Genomic DNA, 17799 nt, shown 5'->3' on the forward strand with positions numbered 1-17799 from the left:
GGGGACCGCTCAAGTGTCCGGGGAGACACGTCCGTTCCGCCAGATCGTGCTGAAGGTGCACAGCCGCTGCGACCTGGCCTGCGATCACTGCTACGTCTACCGGCACGAGGACCAGAGCTGGCGCGGCCGCCCGGTGACTATGTCCCGGGAGACCTTTCGGCTCGCGGCCTGCCGGATAGCCGAGCACGCCCGCTCGCACAGTCTGTCGCGGGTGCATGTGGTGTTCCACGGCGGTGAGCCGCTGCTCGTCGGCCGTGAGCGCCTACGCGGGTTCGCCCGCGAACTGCGCCATGCACTGGACGGGGTGAGCAGTCTCGACCTGCGGATGCAGACCAATGGGCTCCGGCTGGACGAGGAATTCTGCGCCATGCTCGCCGACGAGGGCATCGTCACCGGCATCTCGCTCGACGGCGACCGCATCTCCCACGACCGGCACCGGATGACGCCCGACGGATCCGGGAGCTACGAGGACGTGGTGCGCGCCGTACGCCGTCTCGGCGCACCCGAGTACCGGCGTGCCTTCGGAGGCATTCTGTGCACCGTCGACGTCGAGAACGACCCCGTCGCGGTCTACCGTGCACTCGCCGAACTGGACCCGCCCGCCATTGACTTCTTGCTGCCGCACGCCACCTGGGACCGCCCGCCCCGGCGCCCGCGCGGCGAGACCGACTACGCGGACTGGCTCATCGCCGTCCATGAGCGGTGGACGGCCGACGGAAAGCCGGTACCGATCCGGATGTTCGAGTCGATCACGCGTCTGGCCAACGGCGGCCTGAGCCTCACCGAGGCGCTGGGGCTCGGTAGTTCCGATTTGCTCGTGGTGGAGACCGATGGCGCCATCGAACAGGCGGACTGGCTGAAGACCGTCGCTCACGGAGCCCCGGAGACCGGCTTTCACGTGGCGCACGACGGGTTTGACGCGACCGCCGCCCACCCTGGTGTCCGCGCCCAGCGCCTGGGGTTGGACGGACTGTCCGCACAGTGCCGGGCCTGCCCGGTGGCGGCAGTCTGTGGCGGAGGACTGTACGGGCACCGTTTCCGCACGCCGGTGGAGGTGCAGGGCCCGGGCGGCTTCGACAATCCCTCCGTGTACTGTGCCGATCTGCTGAAGCTGATCCGTCACGTGAAGGCGGCCGTCGGGAGTGCCGTCGCACATGGGCTGCGCCCGTCGCACTTCGACGACCTGGCGGCTGGCTACGGCGGCGCGGCAGCCGTCCAGGAGCTGGAGCGCTCGCAGCGCGGACTGCGGCGGGTACTCCTCGCGGCCGCCCGCCGTGCGGCTCCCCGTCCGTCGGCGGCCTGGGAAGCCATCTGGGGGCTGTCTCCTGCCGCCCTGGACGCTGCGCTCGACAATCCCTATGTGCGGGTGTGGGCTCTGGACGTCTGTGAGACGAAGGAATCCGATCCGGGGCGGCCCGCGGAGATCGCGCTGGCGGCCGTGGCAAGGACCGGCGGTTCACTGAGTCTCACGGTGCCGCTGCGCGACAGCACCCTGCAACTGCCGGGTCTGGGGCGGCTGGTGGTCGACGGAGGCGGGCGTACGGTGACGGTCTCGGCCGAGGCCGGGGAGCTCGCCGTCGAGGGCAGCCGACTGGGCGCGCTGCCCGGCGGCATGCTCTGGCAGCCGCTGCGGTATCTGGAGGCGGACGGCGTGAGGGTGGCCCTGGAGGACTCCGATCCGTACCGCGACCAGTACCAGACCGAAGTGGTGCCGCGTCTCAGCGATGCCGCCTTCCGGTCCTGGCAGGATGCCTTCAGCGAGGCCTGGCAGGTCATCCGCGCCGAACACCCGCGCTACGCCGACGGACTCGCCGCCGGGCTACGCGCGGTGACTCCGCTCGTTGCACCCCCGGGCCATGTGGTGGCCGAGACGTCACGGCACGCCTTCGGCGCGTTCGGCGTGGCGCTTCCGTCGTCCACCGAGGAACTCGCCCTCCTGCTCATTCATGAATTTCAGCATGTCAAACTCGGCGCCCTTCAGGACATGTACGACCTGCTCGGTGCCGACGGCGGCCGCCACACCGTGGCCTGGCGGCCGGACGCCAGACCACTCAATGCCGTACTGCAGGGTGCGTATGCGCACCTGGCGGTCGCCGACGTCTGGCGGAGGCGCGCCGTACGTGTCGGGCGCGCATCCGATACGTACGATGCCGCGTGGCTCGCGGAGTACTGGTGTGGCGCGGTGCTCGATGCGATCGACACATTGGCTGGAGCCGGAGAACCCACCGGTGTGGGCGAGCGGCTGCTGGCCGGCATGCGGGCCACGGTCCAGACTCTCGGTCCGCCCTCTCGGTGAGTGGTGGATGGCGCGGGCGTACGACGGCCGGACAGCGGGTGCGCCGTGGACCGGTCCGCGCGGCAATCGACATACTCGGCCACCTGGTGCAGGCGGTGTGAGCCTTCACCGAGGTCCAGCCATCCATCGACGCTGGTGTGCAGGCAACCATGCCGTCCTGCTACGGGAGTTGGGTGACAGCCGTGTCGCCGGGTCGGTGCATGACGAAGTGCTGCCAGAGATGATCAAGCAGCTCGGGGCGGAACATCCGATAACGGCGACGCTGTGGTCGTGGGGCCGGAGCGGTCTGGAACTGGAACCCCATCCGATCTGACGGCCACGGCCGCTTTCAGGAGCCCGGATCGTGATCAGGGAGCCCGTCATGAGGACAGTGGCCCGGCCGACTCACGCCGGGCTGCGACGAGGTCAAGGGCGACGGCGCGACTCGGGACCACGGCGGCTGCCCCACCCACGTCGTCCGGGTGAACGGGATGTTCGTCAAGGGCTCGGGCTGGAGTCACCCGACGAGATCCAGACCTTGACCGTGCTGCCCGGGAGCACGTACTCCGACGACCCCGGCTCCTGTTTCGCCACCTCTCCGGCGGGCGTGAGGGAGTCCGGTACGGTGCCGGCCTTCTCCACCTTCAGACCGGCGATGTCCGCGCACACGCGGGCGTCGGCCTCGCTCATGCCTGTGAGCCAGGGGTTGGAGAGCCTGCCATGGCTCTCCTCGATGTCGCAGGAGGCCAGATTGCCCTTGGCCCGGGGATCACCACCGGTCGACACCCAGACGGTGACCGTGCTGCCCGACTTGACCTTCTGGGAGTCGGTCGGCGACTGCCGGATCACCGTGTGCACGTCGGACGACGTCCCACGCTCCGACTTCTGCACCAGCCTCAGCCCGGCGATGTCGGCACAGGTCTTCGCCTCCTCGGGGGACATCCCCGTGAGGTCGGGTGGCTCGCTTTCGCTCCCCAGGCCGGACTTGTAGTCGCACAGGACCAGTACGCCGGTGGCGCGGGGATCCGGGGTGTAGGAGTCGTCCGAGACGTCCGAGAGGCCTGACAGGCCCGAGATCAGCATCTGCCCGAAGAAGATGACGGTGAACACGATGACCGCGACGACAGCAGCCGCGACCGAGGTGGCGGTCTTCACGCGGCGCTGAGTGATGGAGGCGCTGTTTCCGCGGATGTCGACCCGGAATGCCTGGTTGTGCTGGTTCGCCGTACCGAAGGGGAAGGTTCCGGCGGGGAACGGGTTGGCCCCGGCGGGACCCGCCGTGCCGGGTCCAGGTGTGCCGGGGACCGTCGTTCCGGCACGAGCCCTGGCGGGACGCGTCGTTCCGGTATCTGCCATGCCTGGACCTGGCGCGGTGGAGCCTCCCGCCGCCGTGCCGGCCGTGACGGTGCGCGGGACCTGCGGCGGCACCTGCCAGGTCGGCGGAGCCTGCGGGTCCTGCGGCGGCAACTGCCGTGACGGTGCACCGCCTTGGGCGATCCGGCGTATGTCGTCCGCCATGTCCCGCGCACTCGGATGCCGCTGCTCCGGGTCCTTGCTCAGCGCCCGCGCGACCACCGCGTCCACCGCCGCGGACACCGCAGGGTTGACGGTGGACGGTGCGGGCGCGGGCTCCTGGACATGCTGGTAGAGCACGCTCATCACGGACCCGCCGTCGAACGGCAGGGTGCCCGTCAGCATCTGGAAGAGCATGCAGCCGACCGCGTACAGGTCGGACCGCACATCGGCGCTGCTGCCCAGCACCTGTTCCGGCGAGAGGTACTGCGGCGTCCCGATCACCGCGCCCGTCCGCGTCATCGCCGTGGCGTCCGACTCCAGGGCCCGCGCGATGCCGAAGTCCATCACCTTGACCGTGCCGTCGTCCGTGACCATCACGTTCGCCGGCTTGATGTCCCGGTGGACCAGGCCCTGTCGATGGCTGCACTCGAGCGCGTCCAGCACGGCCGCGGTCAGGCCCAGCGTCCGGTCCAGCGGAATCGTTTCGCCCGCCTGGGCGGCCTCCTGGATCAGCCGGCTCAGCGGGCGGCCCCGCACGTACTCCATGACGATGTACTGCACGACCCCGGCGTCATCGCTGTCCTCACCGCTGTCGTGGACCGCCACGATGTTGGTGTGACTGAGCGCGGCGACTGCCCGGGCCTCACGGCGGAACCGCTCACGGAACGACGGGTCACGGGCCAGATCGGCATGCAGGGTCTTGACCGCGACCGTGCGGCCCAGTACCGAATCCCGCGCCCGATGGACGGAGGCCATGCCGCCCTCGCCCAGCGGTGCCTCCAGCACATACCTGCCGCCCCCGACCGCCCGTACCGGCGCGCCCGTGTATCCCTGCTGGTCGTCCCCCACCACTGCCCCTGGTTCATCGCCCGGCGCGCACCCCCTGCGCTGCCTGAGCGGCCTGTCAACGACGGACAGGGCGCGATGATCGTACTGCACCCGGACCGAACAGTGCTGGCGCTTTTGGCGCCGAAGCCGTCGTCCGCCGTGCCCTGAGACGAGCGCATCCAGGAGGTGACCGCGTTCACTGAGAGGCCGGTCGTCCGACGGTCCCGTCGAGGGTCGCCGAGGAGGTCCGCCGAGCCGGTCGGCGGCTCTCGCCGACGCCAGGCATCCCGCTCAGGTGGCACCGCTTGAATGATCGAAGTGGGGGCGGGTTAGCATATGAGCACCGCCTAGCTCGAAAGATAAGCCTGTGACTGTCAATGACGACTCGTTCACCAACTGGAAGAACCGCGAGGAGATCGCGGAGTCGATGATCCCCATCATCGGGAAGCTGCACCGGGAGCGGGACGTCACGGTCCTTCTCCACAGCCGCTCCTTGGTGAACAAGTCGGTGGTCAGCATCCTGAAGACCCACCGATTCGCCCGGCAGATCGCCGGTGAGGAACTCACGGTCACCGAGACGCTGCCGTTCCTGCAGGCTCTCACCACGCTGGATCTCGGTCCTTCCCAGATCGACATCGGCATGCTCGCCGCGACGTACCGGAGCGACGACCGCGGTCTCTCGGTGGAGGAGTTCACCGCCGGGGCCGTTGCCGGCGCCGCGGGTCCGAACAAGATCGAGCGCCGCGAGCCGCGCGACGTCGTCCTCTACGGGTTCGGCCGCATCGGCCGCCTCGTCGCCCGCCTGCTCATCGAGAAGGCCGGCTCCGGCAACGGACTGCGGCTGCGCGCCATCGTCGTCCGCCAGGGTGGTGACCAGGACATCGTCAAGCGGGCCTCGCTGCTGCGCCGCGATTCCATCCACGGCCAGTTCCAGGGCACGATCACCGTCGACGAGGCGAACAGCACGATCATCGCCAACGGCAACGAGATCAAGGTGATCTACGCCGGCGACCCGTCGGAGGTCGACTACACGGCGTACGGCATCAAGGACGCCATCCTCATCGACAACACCGGCAAGTGGCGCGACCGCGAGGGACTGTCGAAGCACCTGCGCCCCGGCATCGACAAGGTCGTCCTGACCGCGCCGGGCAAGGGTGACGTCCCCAACATCGTGCACGGCGTCAACCACGACATGATCAAGCCGGACGAGCAGATCCTGTCCTGCGCGTCCTGCACCACCAACGCGATCGTCCCGCCGCTGAAGGCGATGGCGGACGAGTACGGCGTCCTGCGCGGCCACGTGGAGACCGTCCACTCGTTCACCAATGACCAGAACCTGCTGGACAACTACCACAGCTCCGACCGCCGCGGCCGCTCGGCGCCGCTCAACATGGTCATCACCGAGACCGGTGCCGCCTCCGCCGTCGCCAAGGCGCTGCCCGATCTCAAGGCCCCGATCACCGGCAGCTCGATCCGGGTCCCGGTGCCGGACGTCTCGATCGCGATCCTCAGCCTGCGGCTCGGCCGCGAGACCAACCGCGAGGAAGTCCTCGACTACCTCCGCAACGTCTCGCTGACCTCCCCGCTGAAGCGCCAGATCGACTTCATCAGTGCCCCCGACGCGGTCTCCAGCGACTTCATCGGCTCGCGCCACGCCTCGATCGTCGACGCGGGTGCCACCAAGGTCGACGGCGACAACGCGATCCTCTACCTCTGGTACGACAACGAGTTCGGCTACTCCTGCCAGGTCATCCGCGTCGTCCAGCACGTCTCCGGGGTGGAGTACCCGACCTTCCCGGCCCCAGTGGTCTGATCTCGGCGGACTGTCCCGTCCGGTGTCGCGGCCGGCGGGGGCGGTGGGGCGGCAACCGATCCCGATTCGGCATCCGGTTGCTCTCCCACCGCCCCCGCCGGCCGTCGCCGTAAGCCGGTTCCCAAGGTTCAGGACGAGGGTCCGCGTCCGGAGAAACGCCCGTCCCGGTGCGTCTCCAGGTGCCGGGATCACAGAGGTGCCGGCGACCTGAGATGTGCGCCTGGTGAACATCAATACCTGTGCTCGCGAATAGAGAAATGGGCGCACCGCGCAGTAAGGGTTTCTCGCCCAACAGGCGGAGCGAAATTACCTCCCGTGTCCGGCCGGTCGTGCCGTGCTACTGTTGATTTCAGTTGCAGTTGTGGTTCCCAAAACTTCAAGTGCCCTCACCGGGTTCTCCCCGTGTGAGAGTGCTTTTGTACTTCCGGTGCTTTCCGGGCGGGGCAATCATCGCGGCGACTCGAGGTTCGCACAGTGCGGACCTCTGGGCACTGCCCCGAAGGAGATATGACATGGCTACTGGCACCGTGAAGTGGTTCAACGCTGAAAAGGGATTCGGCTTCATCGAGCAGGACGGTGGCGGCGCTGACGTGTTCGCCCACTACTCGAACATCGCCGCCCAGGGCTTCCGCGAGCTGCAGGAAGGCCAGAAGGTGAGCTTCGACATCGCGCAGGGCCAGAAGGGCCCGACCGCCGAGAACATCGTTCCGGCCTGAAGCTGACGCGTACGTCGTAGCCGGGGCCCGCACCTTGGGGTGCGGGCCCCGGCTGCGTGCTTTCTCAGGGCGCAGCCCCCGCCCCCGCATCCTGCCGTGACCTTTTCGCCGGCGGAGCGATCCGTGGGCCCCGTTTCACCGCACGGCCGGCTGCGCTGCCCAGGGCTCCGTATCCAAGTCCGTCGGATCTCTCCCGCTCGGCGCGCCGGTTTCTCTGCCCGGTCCGGGCCACCCGTTTCGGCCGCTCGGCCACGGTGCTTCCTGCCGGCCGGATTCGCATTCGTATGTACTCGGCTCGTTCTTGCAATTCCGCGCGCTGCTCAATGCTGCGAGAATTCCTTGATGCGTGCCGTATCGAGGAAGGTTTGTATGAACCGAACGACACGCACAAATGACCGCTACTCCCGTACCCGCACCGGCGGCTCCGGCTCCGGTGGGGGCCGCCGCTCAGGCGCGCCGACCCGGTCTGCAGGCTACGGCCGCCGTCCGGCCGCGCCTCAAGGTGAGTTCGCCCTGCCGGTGACCATGACCCCCGCTCTTCCCGCAGCCGCGACCTTCGAAGAGCTGAACCTGCCGGTCGAGGTCCTGAGGGTGCTCACCGGTCTCGGCATGAAGGAGCCGTTCCCGATTCAGGGAGCCACGCTGCCGAACACCCTGGCCGGAAGGGACGTCCTGGGCCGAGGCCGTACCGGATCGGGCAAGACCCTCGCATTCGGGCTGGCGCTCCTGGCCCGGACCGCCGGACAGCGCGCCGAGCCCCGTCGGCCGCTGGCTCTGGTCCTCGTTCCCACGCGTGAGCTGGCCCAGCAGGTCACCGACGCCCTCACTCCTTACGCACAGTCGCTCGGACTGCGGCTGACGACTGTGGTCGGCGGCATGTCGATCGGCCGCCAGGCCGGCGCCCTGCGCGCCGGCGCCGAGGTCGTCGTCGCGACCCCGGGGCGTCTGCAAGACCTCATCGAGCGCGGCGACTGCCACCTGGACCGGGTGGGCGTCACGGTCCTGGACGAGGCCGACCAGATGGCCGACATGGGCTTCATGCCTCAGGTCACCCAGCTCCTCGACCAGGTACGCCCCGGCGGCCAGCGGATGCTGTTCTCCGCCACCCTGGACCGCAACGTCGATCTGCTGGTGCGCCGCTACCTGCACGATCCGGTGGTCCACTCGGTCGATCCCTCCGCCGGTGCGGTCACCACGATGGAGCACCACGTCCTCCACGTCCACGGCACCGACAAGCATGCGACCACGACGGAGATCGCGGCCCGCGACGGCCGTGTGATCATGTTCCTGGACACCAAGCACGCCGTCGATCAGCTCACCAAGCACCTGCTGAACAGCGGTGTACGCGCAGCGGCGCTGCACGGCGGCAAGTCCCAGCCACAGCGCACCCGTACGCTGGCGCATTTCAAGACCGGCCATGTCACCGTGCTGGTCGCCACCAACGTCGCGGCGCGCGGCATCCACGTCGACAACCTCGACCTGGTCGTCAACGTGGATCCGCCGACTGACCACAAGGACTACCTGCACCGCGGTGGACGTACCGCCCGCGCCGGTGAATCCGGCAGCGTCGTCACCCTGGTCACGCCCGACCAGCGCCGGGGGATGAGCCGCCTGATGAGAGATGCCGGCATCACGCCGCAGATCGCCCAGGTCCGATCGGGGGAGGCCGAGTTGAGCCGGATCACCGGCGCCCAGGCCCCCTCCGGCGTACCCGTCGTCATCACCGCGCCGGTGGCCGAACGCCCCAGGCGCAGCGACTCCGGCCCGCGCGGCCGGCGCAGCCGCCCCGCTCAGGGGCGACGCACGACCAACAGGACGGGCACGGTACCGGGCGGGTCCCGGCGGCAGTCCGCCCGTGCCGGGGCTGCCTAGTCCACGGTGGCACGGCTCTGGCTCGACCCGGCAGCCCACCCATCCAGGAGGTACCTGTGACGCTGGTTCAGACGCACCCCTGCGAGGCGGAAGTCCTTGTCACGGCGGCCGATGCCATGAGGCCGTTCGGACCGCAGGTCCACGACGACATGACGGTCGAGGTCGCCCTGTCCGTACTTGTCAGTTCCCGCGCTGGGCACCTGCTCCTGTGCGACGAGGACGGCCGGTGCGCCGGAATGGTGACCAAGGACCAGCTCATGGCTGCGCGGAGCCGTTCCTCGTACACCGATCGCACCCGCCTGCGGGCGATCGCCTACGACCACGGACCGTTCACCTCGTCCGTGACGCCCGTGCGTGTTGCCGAGCTTGCGATGCGGGACCGGCAGCTCGGAGCTTCCCCGGTCGTGGACACCGACGGCTACGCCCTGGGCGTCCTCGCCCTCTTTTCTTGATCCCGCCCCGTCAGGACCGCGGAATCGTTCCCCTCTGCCTGTGAGGCTCCATGCGCTGCATCATCGCCCGCTTCCCGTTCGAGCTGACCAAGAGCGGGGTGATGGCCTCGATGAAGGGCATCACGCCCGAACCCGTCACGGGCGACTCCGTGATCATCGGCCGTCGCCACTACCCCGTCAAACAAGTAGGCGCCGTCATCACCCGTCAGGACCGGCGTGACTTCACAGCCGGCGAGGTGACCAGGGCGCTGAGCGCGCTGGGCTTCACCTGTCGTGCGGTCCCCAAGGCCGAGCCGGCGGCCCGGGCCCTCGCTCCGTTCGAGATCGCATGAACACGGTCCGGCACCCGGCAGCCGCGTAACCGGGCGGCGCATCGGGAAGCCGGGAGCAGACAGCGTTGAGGGCCCGCCGACACGAGTCGGCGGGCCCTCAACGCTTTTCACGGCCGGCCGGCGATGCGAGAGCCGTACGGTCGGCCGGAGCAGGACAACCGGTGCGGATGAGCTGCTCAGTGATCGGAGTAGCTGAAGTCCCCTACGGTCCAGGCGCTCACGTCCTTGATCGCGACGCGATACATGCCGCCCGTTTCGGGAATCCCGGTGCTGCCCTGAAGAATCCTGGCGACGTGGAAGTGCAGATGCGTGGGAGGCTCGTGCTCATTGGGCCGGCGTCCGGGCTCGGTGGCCCTGAAGATGCCGGAGAAGGGGCCGAGACGGGCCGAGTCCGTCAGGACCTCGGCCACGCGCTGCCTCCACACTGCCTCGGGGGCCAGCCGCCCAGTGATGACAGCGCCACCGGTAACCACGGTCAGGGACATCTGATTTGACTGCTCGGACTCCACTTTGGTGGCAACGGCAACGAGCAGTGCATCAGGGTTCGACATGAATACGCATCCTACCCAAGCGGCCGCGCCCGACCTGCGCCGGGGCGGCGGATGCGCACCTTGTGCCCGCGTGCGGCCGACGGACGGGGCGGCACCCTCTCCCTCACCGCGGCGGTGTTGCCAGGCAGGGTCACCTGCTGTTGCGGACACAGATCCCCCGCCTCGACATCATGAAATCTGTGTTCGCCAGAGTAGACATTGCTCTGCCTTGTGGTTAAGGTTTCTCCTGTCGACAAGGTCAAACCGTACCCGGCAGACACGAACTGGCGGGTTGCAGCAGATGAAGTTCGGCAAGTAGTTCGTTCGGAGGAAGAACGGAGGAGGCAACCGCCATCAGGATCGCCCGGGCGAGAAGGACACGGCCCCGGGTACCACACGACCCCGGAACGGCAGGTGGTCCACGGTCACGCATCCGCGATCCCCGCATCCCCGTCCTCTCCCGGGCGGGCGTGCGGAACAGAAGGCCGGCGCAGCAGAAAGCCCCGGCAGATGGTGTTGAATTTCCTTCGGGGCCCTGGTGCCGTACGGCACCAGGGCCTCTCCACGCGTTCCTGAAGAGGTGAAATGACAGCAGAGAACCCGCTCGGACGTCTCGACGACGATGACTACCCCGCGTACACCATGGGGCGGGCCGCCGAAATGCTCGGCACCACACCCGGCTTCCTTCGCTCCCTGGGTGAAGCCCGCCTGATCACCCCGCTGCGTTCGGAGGGCGGACACCGCCGCTACTCCCGCTACCAGCTGCGCCTCGCCGCCCGAGCCCGCGAACTCGTCGACCAGGGCACTCCTATCGAGGCCGCCTGCCGCATCATCATCCTCGAGGACCAGCTCGAGGAGGCCCAGCGCATCAACGCCGAGTACCGCCGTGCCGCAGCCGAACCGCGCACCGGGACCGACGCCTGATCCAGTGAGCGTGGTGGTCCGGGCCGGCCGGGGTCCTGGGTCCGTGGGCCGTCGCCCCGTACCGTGGTGCAGCACGCCGACCCTGCCGCCTCTTTTCTTCTGTGCTGTGTGATCGTTTCTTATGGTCACGGAGGGTGGCGCCGTGTAGCGTCTGCGGTAGCTGTCGTGGTTCGAAGTGCCCCTGCCCGCACCCGTGGTGCGGGCGGTTTGCTGTGCCGTGCCGAAGGACCAAGGCGATCACCTCCGCTCCCGCGTGGCGTGGGAAGCGACCATCGACTGGAAGGCATGACCATGGCTACCGGAACTGTGAAGTGGTTCAACGCCGAGAAGGGCTTCGGCTTCATCGCCCAGGACGGCGGAGGCCCCGACGTCTTCGCCCACTACTCAGCGATCAACGCCTCGGGCTACCGCGAGCTCCAGGAGGGCCAGGCCGTGACGTTCGACATCGTCCAGGGGCAGAAGGGCCCGCAGGCGGAGAACATCACCCCTGCCTGAACCTCGAGTTCAGACCCGACCGCGAGAATCAGCAGCTGACGCACCGCGCTTGTACATGAGCGGGTCCTGCCCTCGGCGGGAGTCTGCCGCCCGGTGTCAGGGTCGTGTCCGGTCCGGCACGGCCGGGGCGCGCACGGCACCGGCGGGTACGGCACCGTGCGGGTGAGCGTGGCGCGACCGGTGTTCGTGCTCGCGAGCAGGGCGCGGGACGGCTCACTCCGACCGTCCCGCGCCCCGCTTCCACAGCAGCCGTGGGTATCACGCCCACGACCGCCGACCCAGGCCCCTCAGCCCTGGTCGTAGGTATGGAACCCGCGGCCGCTCTTGCGGCCCAGCAGTCCCGCCTCCACCATGCGTTGCAGCAGTGCCGGCGGGGCGTAGAGAGGTTCCTTGAACTCTTCGTACAGCGACTCCGAGATGGCGGCCACGGTGTCGAGTCCGATCAGGTCCGCCAGCCTCAGCGGTCCCATGGGATGCGCGCAGCCCAGCTCCATGCCCGCGTCGATGTCGGCGGCCGTGGCGAATCCCGATTCGGCCATCCGGACCGCTGACAGCAGATAGGGCACGAGCAGGGCGTTGACGACGAATCCTGCCCGGTCCTGGGAGCGGACCACCGTCTTGCCCAGGGTCGTGCGGGCGAACTCCTCCACGGTGGCGATCGCCGCGGGTGCCGTGTGCAGGGACGCGACGACCTCGACGAGGGGCAGCACCGGCACAGGGTTGAAGAAGTGCAGCCCGAGGACGCGGTCGGCGCGGCGGGTGGCCATGCCCAGACGCATGACCGGGATGGACGAGGTGTTGGTCGCGAGAACCGCCCCGGGGTCCTCGACGATCTTGTCCAGGGCCGTGAAGATCTCGGTCTTGGCGTCGGTGTTCTCGACGACCGCTTCGACGACCAGCTGCCGGTCGGCCAGGTCGTCCAGGCTGCCGGTGAAGACCAGGCGGGCCAGAGCGTCCTCGGCGGTCAGCCGGTCCAGCTTGCCCCGCTGGACGCCACGTTCGAGCGACATCGCGACTCTTTCCCGGGCCCGCCGGGCGGCTGTGGCGTCTGCCTCACAGACCACGGTGTCCAGGCCGGCGCGTGCGCAGACCTCCGCGATCCCGGCGCCCATCTGTCCGCCGCCGACCACGCCGACCCTGGGGATCAGTGCGCTCATGACTGTGCCTCCTGGCGGTGGACGAGGTGACGCGCGTAGGCGTCGGCGGTGAAGAACGAGGGCAGTGTCCTGGCGAGTGCGGTGCGCTCGAAGATCTCCCGGACGTCCTCGACCCGGGCCCACGGGTACTGCGCGCCCAGGGCGGCCAGTTCCTCGTCGAGGACGGTGAGAACGGTCTCCCGGCTGACGGCCCCGTGCCGTATCCACTGCCAGACCTGGCTGCGGGCGATCTCCGCCGCCGCGGCGTCCTCCATGTGGCCGTCCTTGTGGACGGCGCCCTCGCCGCGCAGCCAGGCGTCGAAGTAGCGCAGGGCGAGGGCGATGCTGGAACGGACGCCGTCGGTGGTCGGCGGGCCCGCCGTGCGCCGGACAGCAAGCAGGTCGTCGGCGGTGACATGGACGTCTTCGCGCATGCGGTCCAGTTGGTGAGGGCGGTCGCCGAGGACGCCGGTGAAAACGTCTCGGCACAGCGGGACGAGTGCCGGGTGGGCGACCCAGGTTCCGTCGAAGCCGTCCTCGGCCTCGCGTTCCTTGTCGAGCCGGACCCTGGCGCGTGCGGCTTCGTTCGCCGCGGCGTCCTGGAGGGGGACATGCGCCGCCATGCCGCCGATGGCGTGGGCTCCGCGTTTGTGGCAGGTGCGTACGAGCAGTTCGGTGTACGCCCGGAGGAACGGCACTGTCATGGTGACCCGGTCGCGGTCGGGGAGCGTGAAGTCCGGGCGGTGGGCGAAGTTCTTGATCAGGCTGAAGAGGTAGTCCCAGCGCCCCGCGTTGAGGCCGGCGCTGTGCTCGCGCAGCTTGTAGAGGATCTCCTCCATCTCCAGAGCCGCGGTGACCGTCTCGATGTGCACCGTCGCCCGGATGGTGCCGCGCGGGATGCCGAGCAGCTCCTGGGCGAGGACGAACACGTCGTTCCACAGGCGCGCCTCGTCGCGGTGTTCCAGTTTCGGGAGACAGAAGTACGGGCCGCTGCCCGCGTCGATCTGCCGCTGTGCGCAGTGGAAGAAGTACAGGCCGAAGTCGACCAGTGACGCGGACAGCGGGCGGTCGTCGATCACCAGGTGCTTCTCGGTGAGGTGCCAGCCGCGTGGACGGACCATGATGGTGGCGAGATCAGTGCCTGACGGGTACTCCGTTCCTGCCGCCGGGGCGAGGTCGAGCCGCCGTTCGACCGCGTCGAGCAGGGTGAGCTGGCCGCCGATGATGTTGTCCCAGGTGGGGGACGTGCCGTCCTCGAAGTCCGCCATCCACACCTGGGCACCCGAGGTGAGCGCGGCTACGGCGGTCCGACGGTCCGGAGGCCCGGTGATCTCCACCCGGCGGTCGGTCAGCCCAGGTGCGGGCGGGGCGACACGCCAGTCGGGGTCGTTGCGGACACCCGCGGTGGCGCTGGAGAAGTCGAGGGGGAAGCCGGAGGCGAGCCGGCCTGCCAGGCGGCGCCGTTCGGCGAAGAGCTCGAACCGATGGTTGGTGAAGGCGGCGTCGAGGCGGGCGACGAAGTCCAGGGCCTGGGGCGTGAGGATCTCGTCGAAGCGGTCGCCGGGTGCCCCGAGGACCTGGATACGACCGGTCAGTGCGGTGGTGGACAAGGAGGACTCCTCAGCGGGAGCGCTGGGGGCCGGACGGGGACGGTCGTCCGGGGCCCCAGCTGGACACGGGTGCGCTCGATGTGCGGGTGCGGGGTGGCCGGCCCGGAGGCCGGCCCGGGCCGCTTCTAGTGGAACTGCTCTTCCTCGGTGGAGCCGGTCAGCGCCGTGGTGGAGGAGGCGGGGTTGACGGCGGTGGAGACGAGGTCGAAGTAGCCGGTCCCGACCTCGCGCTGGTGCTTGACGGCGGTGAAGCCGTGCTCCTGGGCGGCGAACTCGCGCTCCTGGAGGTCGACATAGGCGGGCATGCCGTGCTCGGCGTAGCCGCGGGCCAGGTCGAACATGCCGTGGTTGAGGGAGTGGAAGCCGGCCAGGGTGATGAACTGGAACCTGTAGCCCATGGCGCCGAGTTCGCGCTGGAACTTGGCGATCTGGTCGTCGTCCAGGGCGGCCTTCCAGTTGAAGGAGGGCGAGCAGTTGTACGCCAGCATCTGGTCGGGGTGCTCGGCGTGGACGGCCTCGGCGAACTCGCGGGCCTGCGCCAGGTCCGGGGTGCCGGTCTCGACCCAGATGAGGTCGGCGTAGGGGGCGTAGGCGAGGCCGCGGGCGATGACGGGGGCCATGCCGTTCTGCACGCGGTAGAAGCCCTCGGCGGTGCGTTCGCCGGTGACGAACTGTGCGTCACGCTCGTCGACGTCGCTGGTGAGCAGGTTCGCGGCGAGCGCGTCGGTGCGGGCGACGATCACGGTCGGGACGTCGGCGATGTCGGCGGCGAGGCGGGCCGCGTTGAGTGTGCGGATGTGCTGGGAGGTGGGGACGAGGACCTTGCCGCCGAGGTGGCCGCACTTCTTCTCGGAGGCGAGCTGGTCCTCGTAGTGGATGCCCGCGGCGCCGGCGGCGATCATTGCCTTGGTCAGTTCGAAGGCGTTGAGCGGGCCGCCGAAGCCGGCCTCGGCGTCGGCGACGATCGGCGCGAGCCAGTCGGTGGTGTCCGTGCCGCCCTCGGCGGTGGCGATCTGGTCGGCGCGCAGCAGGGCGTTGTTGATCCGGCGTACCACCTGCGGGACGGAGTTGACGGGGTAGAGGCTCTGGTCGGGGTAGGTGTGGCCGGCCTGGTTGGCGTCGGCGGCCACCTGCCAGCCCGAGAGATAGATGGCCTGGAGTCCGGCCTTCACCTGCTGCACGGCCTGGCCGCCGGTCAGGGCGCCCAGCGCGTGGACGTAGTCGAGGTCGTGCAGCTGCCGCCACAGCCGCTCGGCGCCCCGCCGGGCCAGCGTGTGCTCCTCGCGGACGCTGCCGGACAGCCGCACGACCTCGTCGGCAGTGTAGGTGCGCTCGATCCCCTTCCAGCGGGAGTCGGTGGCCCACCGCTGCGTCAGCTGTTCGGCCGTCTCCGTTGCTGTCCCTGTCTGTGCCATGACCGTCTCTCCCGGATTCCTCGATGGTGCCGTGTTCGTCAACTGTTGCGAAGGCATGACACTGGGTGTCGTGCCTCGTGGTGCGGCCCGCCTGCCGGTGCCCGAGTGAAGGTGAGCAATGCTGCGGGCTGCTGGGGCGAAATCGCCGAGACCTCCGACGTCAGGGCGTGAATCGTGCCCGATGATCCGCTCCGGCTGCCGGGTCCGGCGGGCCGCAACACGACTCTGGCAGTGGCACCGAGTGCCATCAATGGTGGCTGTGTGCCAAGTTGTGCGAATCTTTCGCACCCGGATTGCCAACTTTGCCAACGTCGGTTTCGAAGGCAGTGAGCGTAGGCTTGAACCCACACCGAGGAGGGGCACACCGGACGGTCGCGGTGTGCGTCCGTGCGCGCAGCAACAGCGGCGCCGCAGCCGGCAGGCCGACGACGGGGAGCGCAGTGAGCAAGACCTATGCCGGAGCGCGGCTGCGAAGGCTGAGGGAGGAGCGGCGGCTCAGCCAGGCCGAGCTGGCCCGGATACTGGCCATCTCGCCGAGCTACCTGAACCAGATGGAGCACGACGCGCGCCCGCTGACCGTGCCCGTGCTGCTGCGGCTGACCGAGGCATTCGGTGTGGACCCGGGCTTCTTCTCCGAGAGGGACACCAGCAGACTGCTCGCCGATCTGCGGGAGGCACTGGCCAACGAGGTGGCCGAGGCCCGTGTCTCCGCATCCGACCTCGCGGACCTGGCGGCCCGTATGCCGGCCGTCGCCGAAGTCCTGGTCGACCTGGGCCGCCGCAACCAGGCGCTGGCCGAGCGGCTGGCCCAGGCGGGCGACGGCCGTGGCCTCGACGACAGCACCTTGCCGCGCTCGCCGCACGAGGAGATCCGCGAGTTCTTCTACCGCCGGCAGAACTACCTGCACGACACCGACCTCGCCGCCGAGGAGTTGGCCCGCGCCATCGGGATCCGCCCCGGTGAGGTCCTGCGCGCGCTTGCCGCCCACCTCGCCGACACGCACGGTGTGCGCCTGGCGTCCGACTCCGACCGGCTGCACCACTACGACCCGGCGGGCCGCGTCCTGCATCTGTCCAGCAGGTTGCGCCCCGGGCAGCAGGCGTTCCGGATGGCCACCCAGCTCGCCCTGCTCGAATACGACGACGAGCTGTCCCGTCTCGCCTCCGAGGACTACGAGCAGGACTCGGCCACCTGGTCGCTCGCCAGGATCGGTGTCGCCAACTACTTCGCCGCCGCGCTGATCCTGCCCTACCTGGCCTTCCATACGGCCGCCGAGGAGTACCGCTACGACATCGAGCGCCTCACCGACCGGTTCGGCCTCGGATACGAGACGGTCTGCCACCGGCTCAGCACGCTCCAGCGGCCCCGTTTGCGCGGGGTTCCGTTCTCCTTCGTACGCGTGGACCGCGCCGGCAACATGTCCAAACGCCAGTCCGCGACCGGGTTCCACTTCTCCCGGGCCGGCGGCACCTGCCCGCTCTGGAACGTCTACGAGGCCTTCGCCGCCCCCGGCCGCATCCACGTCCAGATCGCCTCGATGCCGGACGGACAGCGCTACCTCTGGACCGCGCGTGCCATTACCCGCCAACGCGGCGGCTGGGGCGAGCCCGGCAAGACGTTCGCCATCGGCCTCGGCTGCGAGATCCGCCACGCCGGGCGCCTGGTCTACTCCGACGGCCTCGACCTGGACAACGCCTCGGCCGCCACACGGATCGGCATGGGGTGCCGGATCTGTGAGCGCCTCGACTGCCCGCAGCGGGCCGTTCCCGCGCTCGGCCGCCCTCTCGCGATCGACGAGAAGAGCACCACCTTCGTGCCCTACCCCGTGATCGGCGGCCCGGGCTGACGCCACACAGGTCGCAATTCCGGTGGCTTTGCGGGACAC

14 protein-coding genes are annotated in these 17799 nt (G+C 69.4%); 9 read left to right on the forward strand and 5 right to left on the reverse strand.

What is annotated here, in order from left to right; genetic code table 11:
* The first annotated feature begins 13 nt into the window (after positions 1-13).
* On the forward strand, positions 14-2296 hold the full coding sequence (locus tag ABZ208_RS05530; protein ID WP_356908274.1) for an FxsB family cyclophane-forming radical SAM/SPASM peptide maturase: 2283 nt from the start codon (positions 14-16) through the stop codon (positions 2294-2296).
* A 477-nt stretch (positions 2297-2773) separates the two neighbouring features.
* Here the strand turns inward: ABZ208_RS05530 and ABZ208_RS05535 are convergent, their stop codons facing one another.
* A complete protein-coding gene (locus ABZ208_RS05535; protein ID WP_356908275.1) occupies positions 2774-4639 on the reverse strand; it encodes a protein kinase in 1866 nt (621 codons plus the stop codon).
* A gap of 346 nt (positions 4640-4985) precedes the next feature.
* On the opposite strand from ABZ208_RS05535, the gene ABZ208_RS05540 reads away from it, so the two are divergent.
* From ABZ208_RS05540 to ABZ208_RS05560, 5 genes are all read left to right on the forward strand, one after another.
* Positions 4986-6431 (forward strand): glyceraldehyde-3-phosphate dehydrogenase, encoded by a 1446-nt coding sequence (locus ABZ208_RS05540; RefSeq protein WP_328392919.1) that lies wholly within the window; start codon positions 4986-4988, stop codon positions 6429-6431.
* Between the two features lie 512 nt (positions 6432-6943).
* Entirely contained in the window at positions 6944-7147 is a 204-nt protein-coding gene (locus tag ABZ208_RS05545) for a cold-shock protein (RefSeq protein ID WP_030224351.1), read from the forward strand.
* A gap of 369 nt (positions 7148-7516) precedes the next feature.
* Positions 7517-9019: a DEAD/DEAH box helicase gene (locus tag ABZ208_RS05550; RefSeq protein WP_356908276.1), complete on the forward strand. Its 1503-nt coding sequence runs from the start codon at positions 7517-7519 to the stop codon at positions 9017-9019.
* Between the two features lie 116 nt (positions 9020-9135).
* Positions 9136-9471: a CBS domain-containing protein gene (locus tag ABZ208_RS05555; protein WP_356908340.1), complete on the forward strand. Its 336-nt coding sequence runs from the start codon at positions 9136-9138 to the stop codon at positions 9469-9471.
* Positions 9472-9521: 50 nt separating this feature from the next.
* The gene (locus ABZ208_RS05560; RefSeq protein ID WP_356908277.1) at positions 9522-9803 is read left to right on the forward strand and encodes an SCO5918 family protein; all 282 of its coding nucleotides are present in this window, start codon (positions 9522-9524) and stop codon (positions 9801-9803) included.
* 176 nt (positions 9804-9979) lie between these two features.
* Here ABZ208_RS05560 and ABZ208_RS05565 read toward each other — a convergent pair whose 3' ends face one another.
* A complete protein-coding gene (locus ABZ208_RS05565; protein ID WP_356908278.1) occupies positions 9980-10354 on the reverse strand; it encodes a hypothetical protein in 375 nt (124 codons plus the stop codon).
* A gap of 564 nt (positions 10355-10918) precedes the next feature.
* Between ABZ208_RS05565 and ABZ208_RS05570 the strand changes: the two genes are divergently transcribed.
* Positions 10919-11257: a MerR family transcriptional regulator gene (locus ABZ208_RS05570; RefSeq protein WP_356908279.1), complete on the forward strand. Its 339-nt coding sequence runs from the start codon at positions 10919-10921 to the stop codon at positions 11255-11257.
* A gap of 291 nt (positions 11258-11548) precedes the next feature.
* Complete coding sequence (locus ABZ208_RS05575) at positions 11549-11752, forward strand: cold-shock protein (RefSeq protein ID WP_328392907.1); 204 nt, start codon at positions 11549-11551, stop codon at positions 11750-11752.
* 287 nt (positions 11753-12039) lie between these two features.
* On the opposite strand, the gene ABZ208_RS05580 is transcribed toward ABZ208_RS05575, so the two are convergent.
* The 3 genes from ABZ208_RS05580 to aceA form a co-directional block, all read right to left on the reverse strand.
* The gene (locus ABZ208_RS05580; RefSeq protein ID WP_356908280.1) at positions 12040-12909 is read right to left on the reverse strand and encodes a 3-hydroxybutyryl-CoA dehydrogenase; all 870 of its coding nucleotides are present in this window, start codon (positions 12907-12909) and stop codon (positions 12040-12042) included.
* Positions 12906-14498, reverse strand: a complete 1593-nt coding sequence (aceB, locus tag ABZ208_RS05585; RefSeq protein WP_356908281.1) for a malate synthase A — start codon at positions 14496-14498, stop codon at positions 12906-12908. The genes ABZ208_RS05580 and aceB overlap by 4 nt, the downstream gene beginning before the upstream one ends.
* A 125-nt stretch (positions 14499-14623) precedes the next feature.
* Positions 14624-15913, reverse strand: a complete 1290-nt coding sequence (gene aceA, locus ABZ208_RS05590; RefSeq protein WP_356908282.1) for an isocitrate lyase — start codon at positions 15911-15913, stop codon at positions 14624-14626.
* A 440-nt stretch (positions 15914-16353) separates the two neighbouring features.
* Here aceA and ABZ208_RS05595 point away from each other — a divergent pair, with 440 nt between their 5' ends.
* Positions 16354-17760: a short-chain fatty acyl-CoA regulator family protein gene (locus tag ABZ208_RS05595; protein ID WP_356908283.1), complete on the forward strand. Its 1407-nt coding sequence runs from the start codon at positions 16354-16356 to the stop codon at positions 17758-17760.
* Positions 17761-17799 lie beyond the last annotated feature (39 nt).

It is taken from the genome of Streptomyces sp. NPDC006208 (assembly GCF_040613775.1).
Classification (GTDB): domain Bacteria; phylum Actinomycetota; class Actinomycetes; order Streptomycetales; family Streptomycetaceae; genus Streptomyces.

Coding starts and splice junctions, on each gene's coding strand:
- ABZ208_RS05565 (WP_356908278.1), bottom strand. CDS start 10,354: ATGTCGAACCCTGATGCACTGCTCGTTGCCGTTGCCACCAAAGTGGAG.
- ABZ208_RS05555 (WP_356908340.1), top strand. CDS start 9,136: ATGAGGCCGTTCGGACCGCAGGTCCACGACGACATGACGGTCGAGGTC.
- ABZ208_RS05560 (WP_356908277.1), top strand. CDS start 9,522: ATGCGCTGCATCATCGCCCGCTTCCCGTTCGAGCTGACCAAGAGCGGG.
- aceA (WP_356908282.1), bottom strand. CDS start 15,913: ATGGCACAGACAGGGACAGCAACGGAGACGGCCGAACAGCTGACGCAG.
- ABZ208_RS05570 (WP_356908279.1), top strand. CDS start 10,919: ATGACAGCAGAGAACCCGCTCGGACGTCTCGACGACGATGACTACCCC.
- ABZ208_RS05580 (WP_356908280.1), bottom strand. CDS start 12,909: ATGAGCGCACTGATCCCCAGGGTCGGCGTGGTCGGCGGCGGACAGATG.
- ABZ208_RS05550 (WP_356908276.1), top strand. CDS start 7,517: ATGAACCGAACGACACGCACAAATGACCGCTACTCCCGTACCCGCACC.
- ABZ208_RS05575 (WP_328392907.1), top strand. CDS start 11,549: ATGGCTACCGGAACTGTGAAGTGGTTCAACGCCGAGAAGGGCTTCGGC.
- ABZ208_RS05545 (WP_030224351.1), top strand. CDS start 6,944: ATGGCTACTGGCACCGTGAAGTGGTTCAACGCTGAAAAGGGATTCGGC.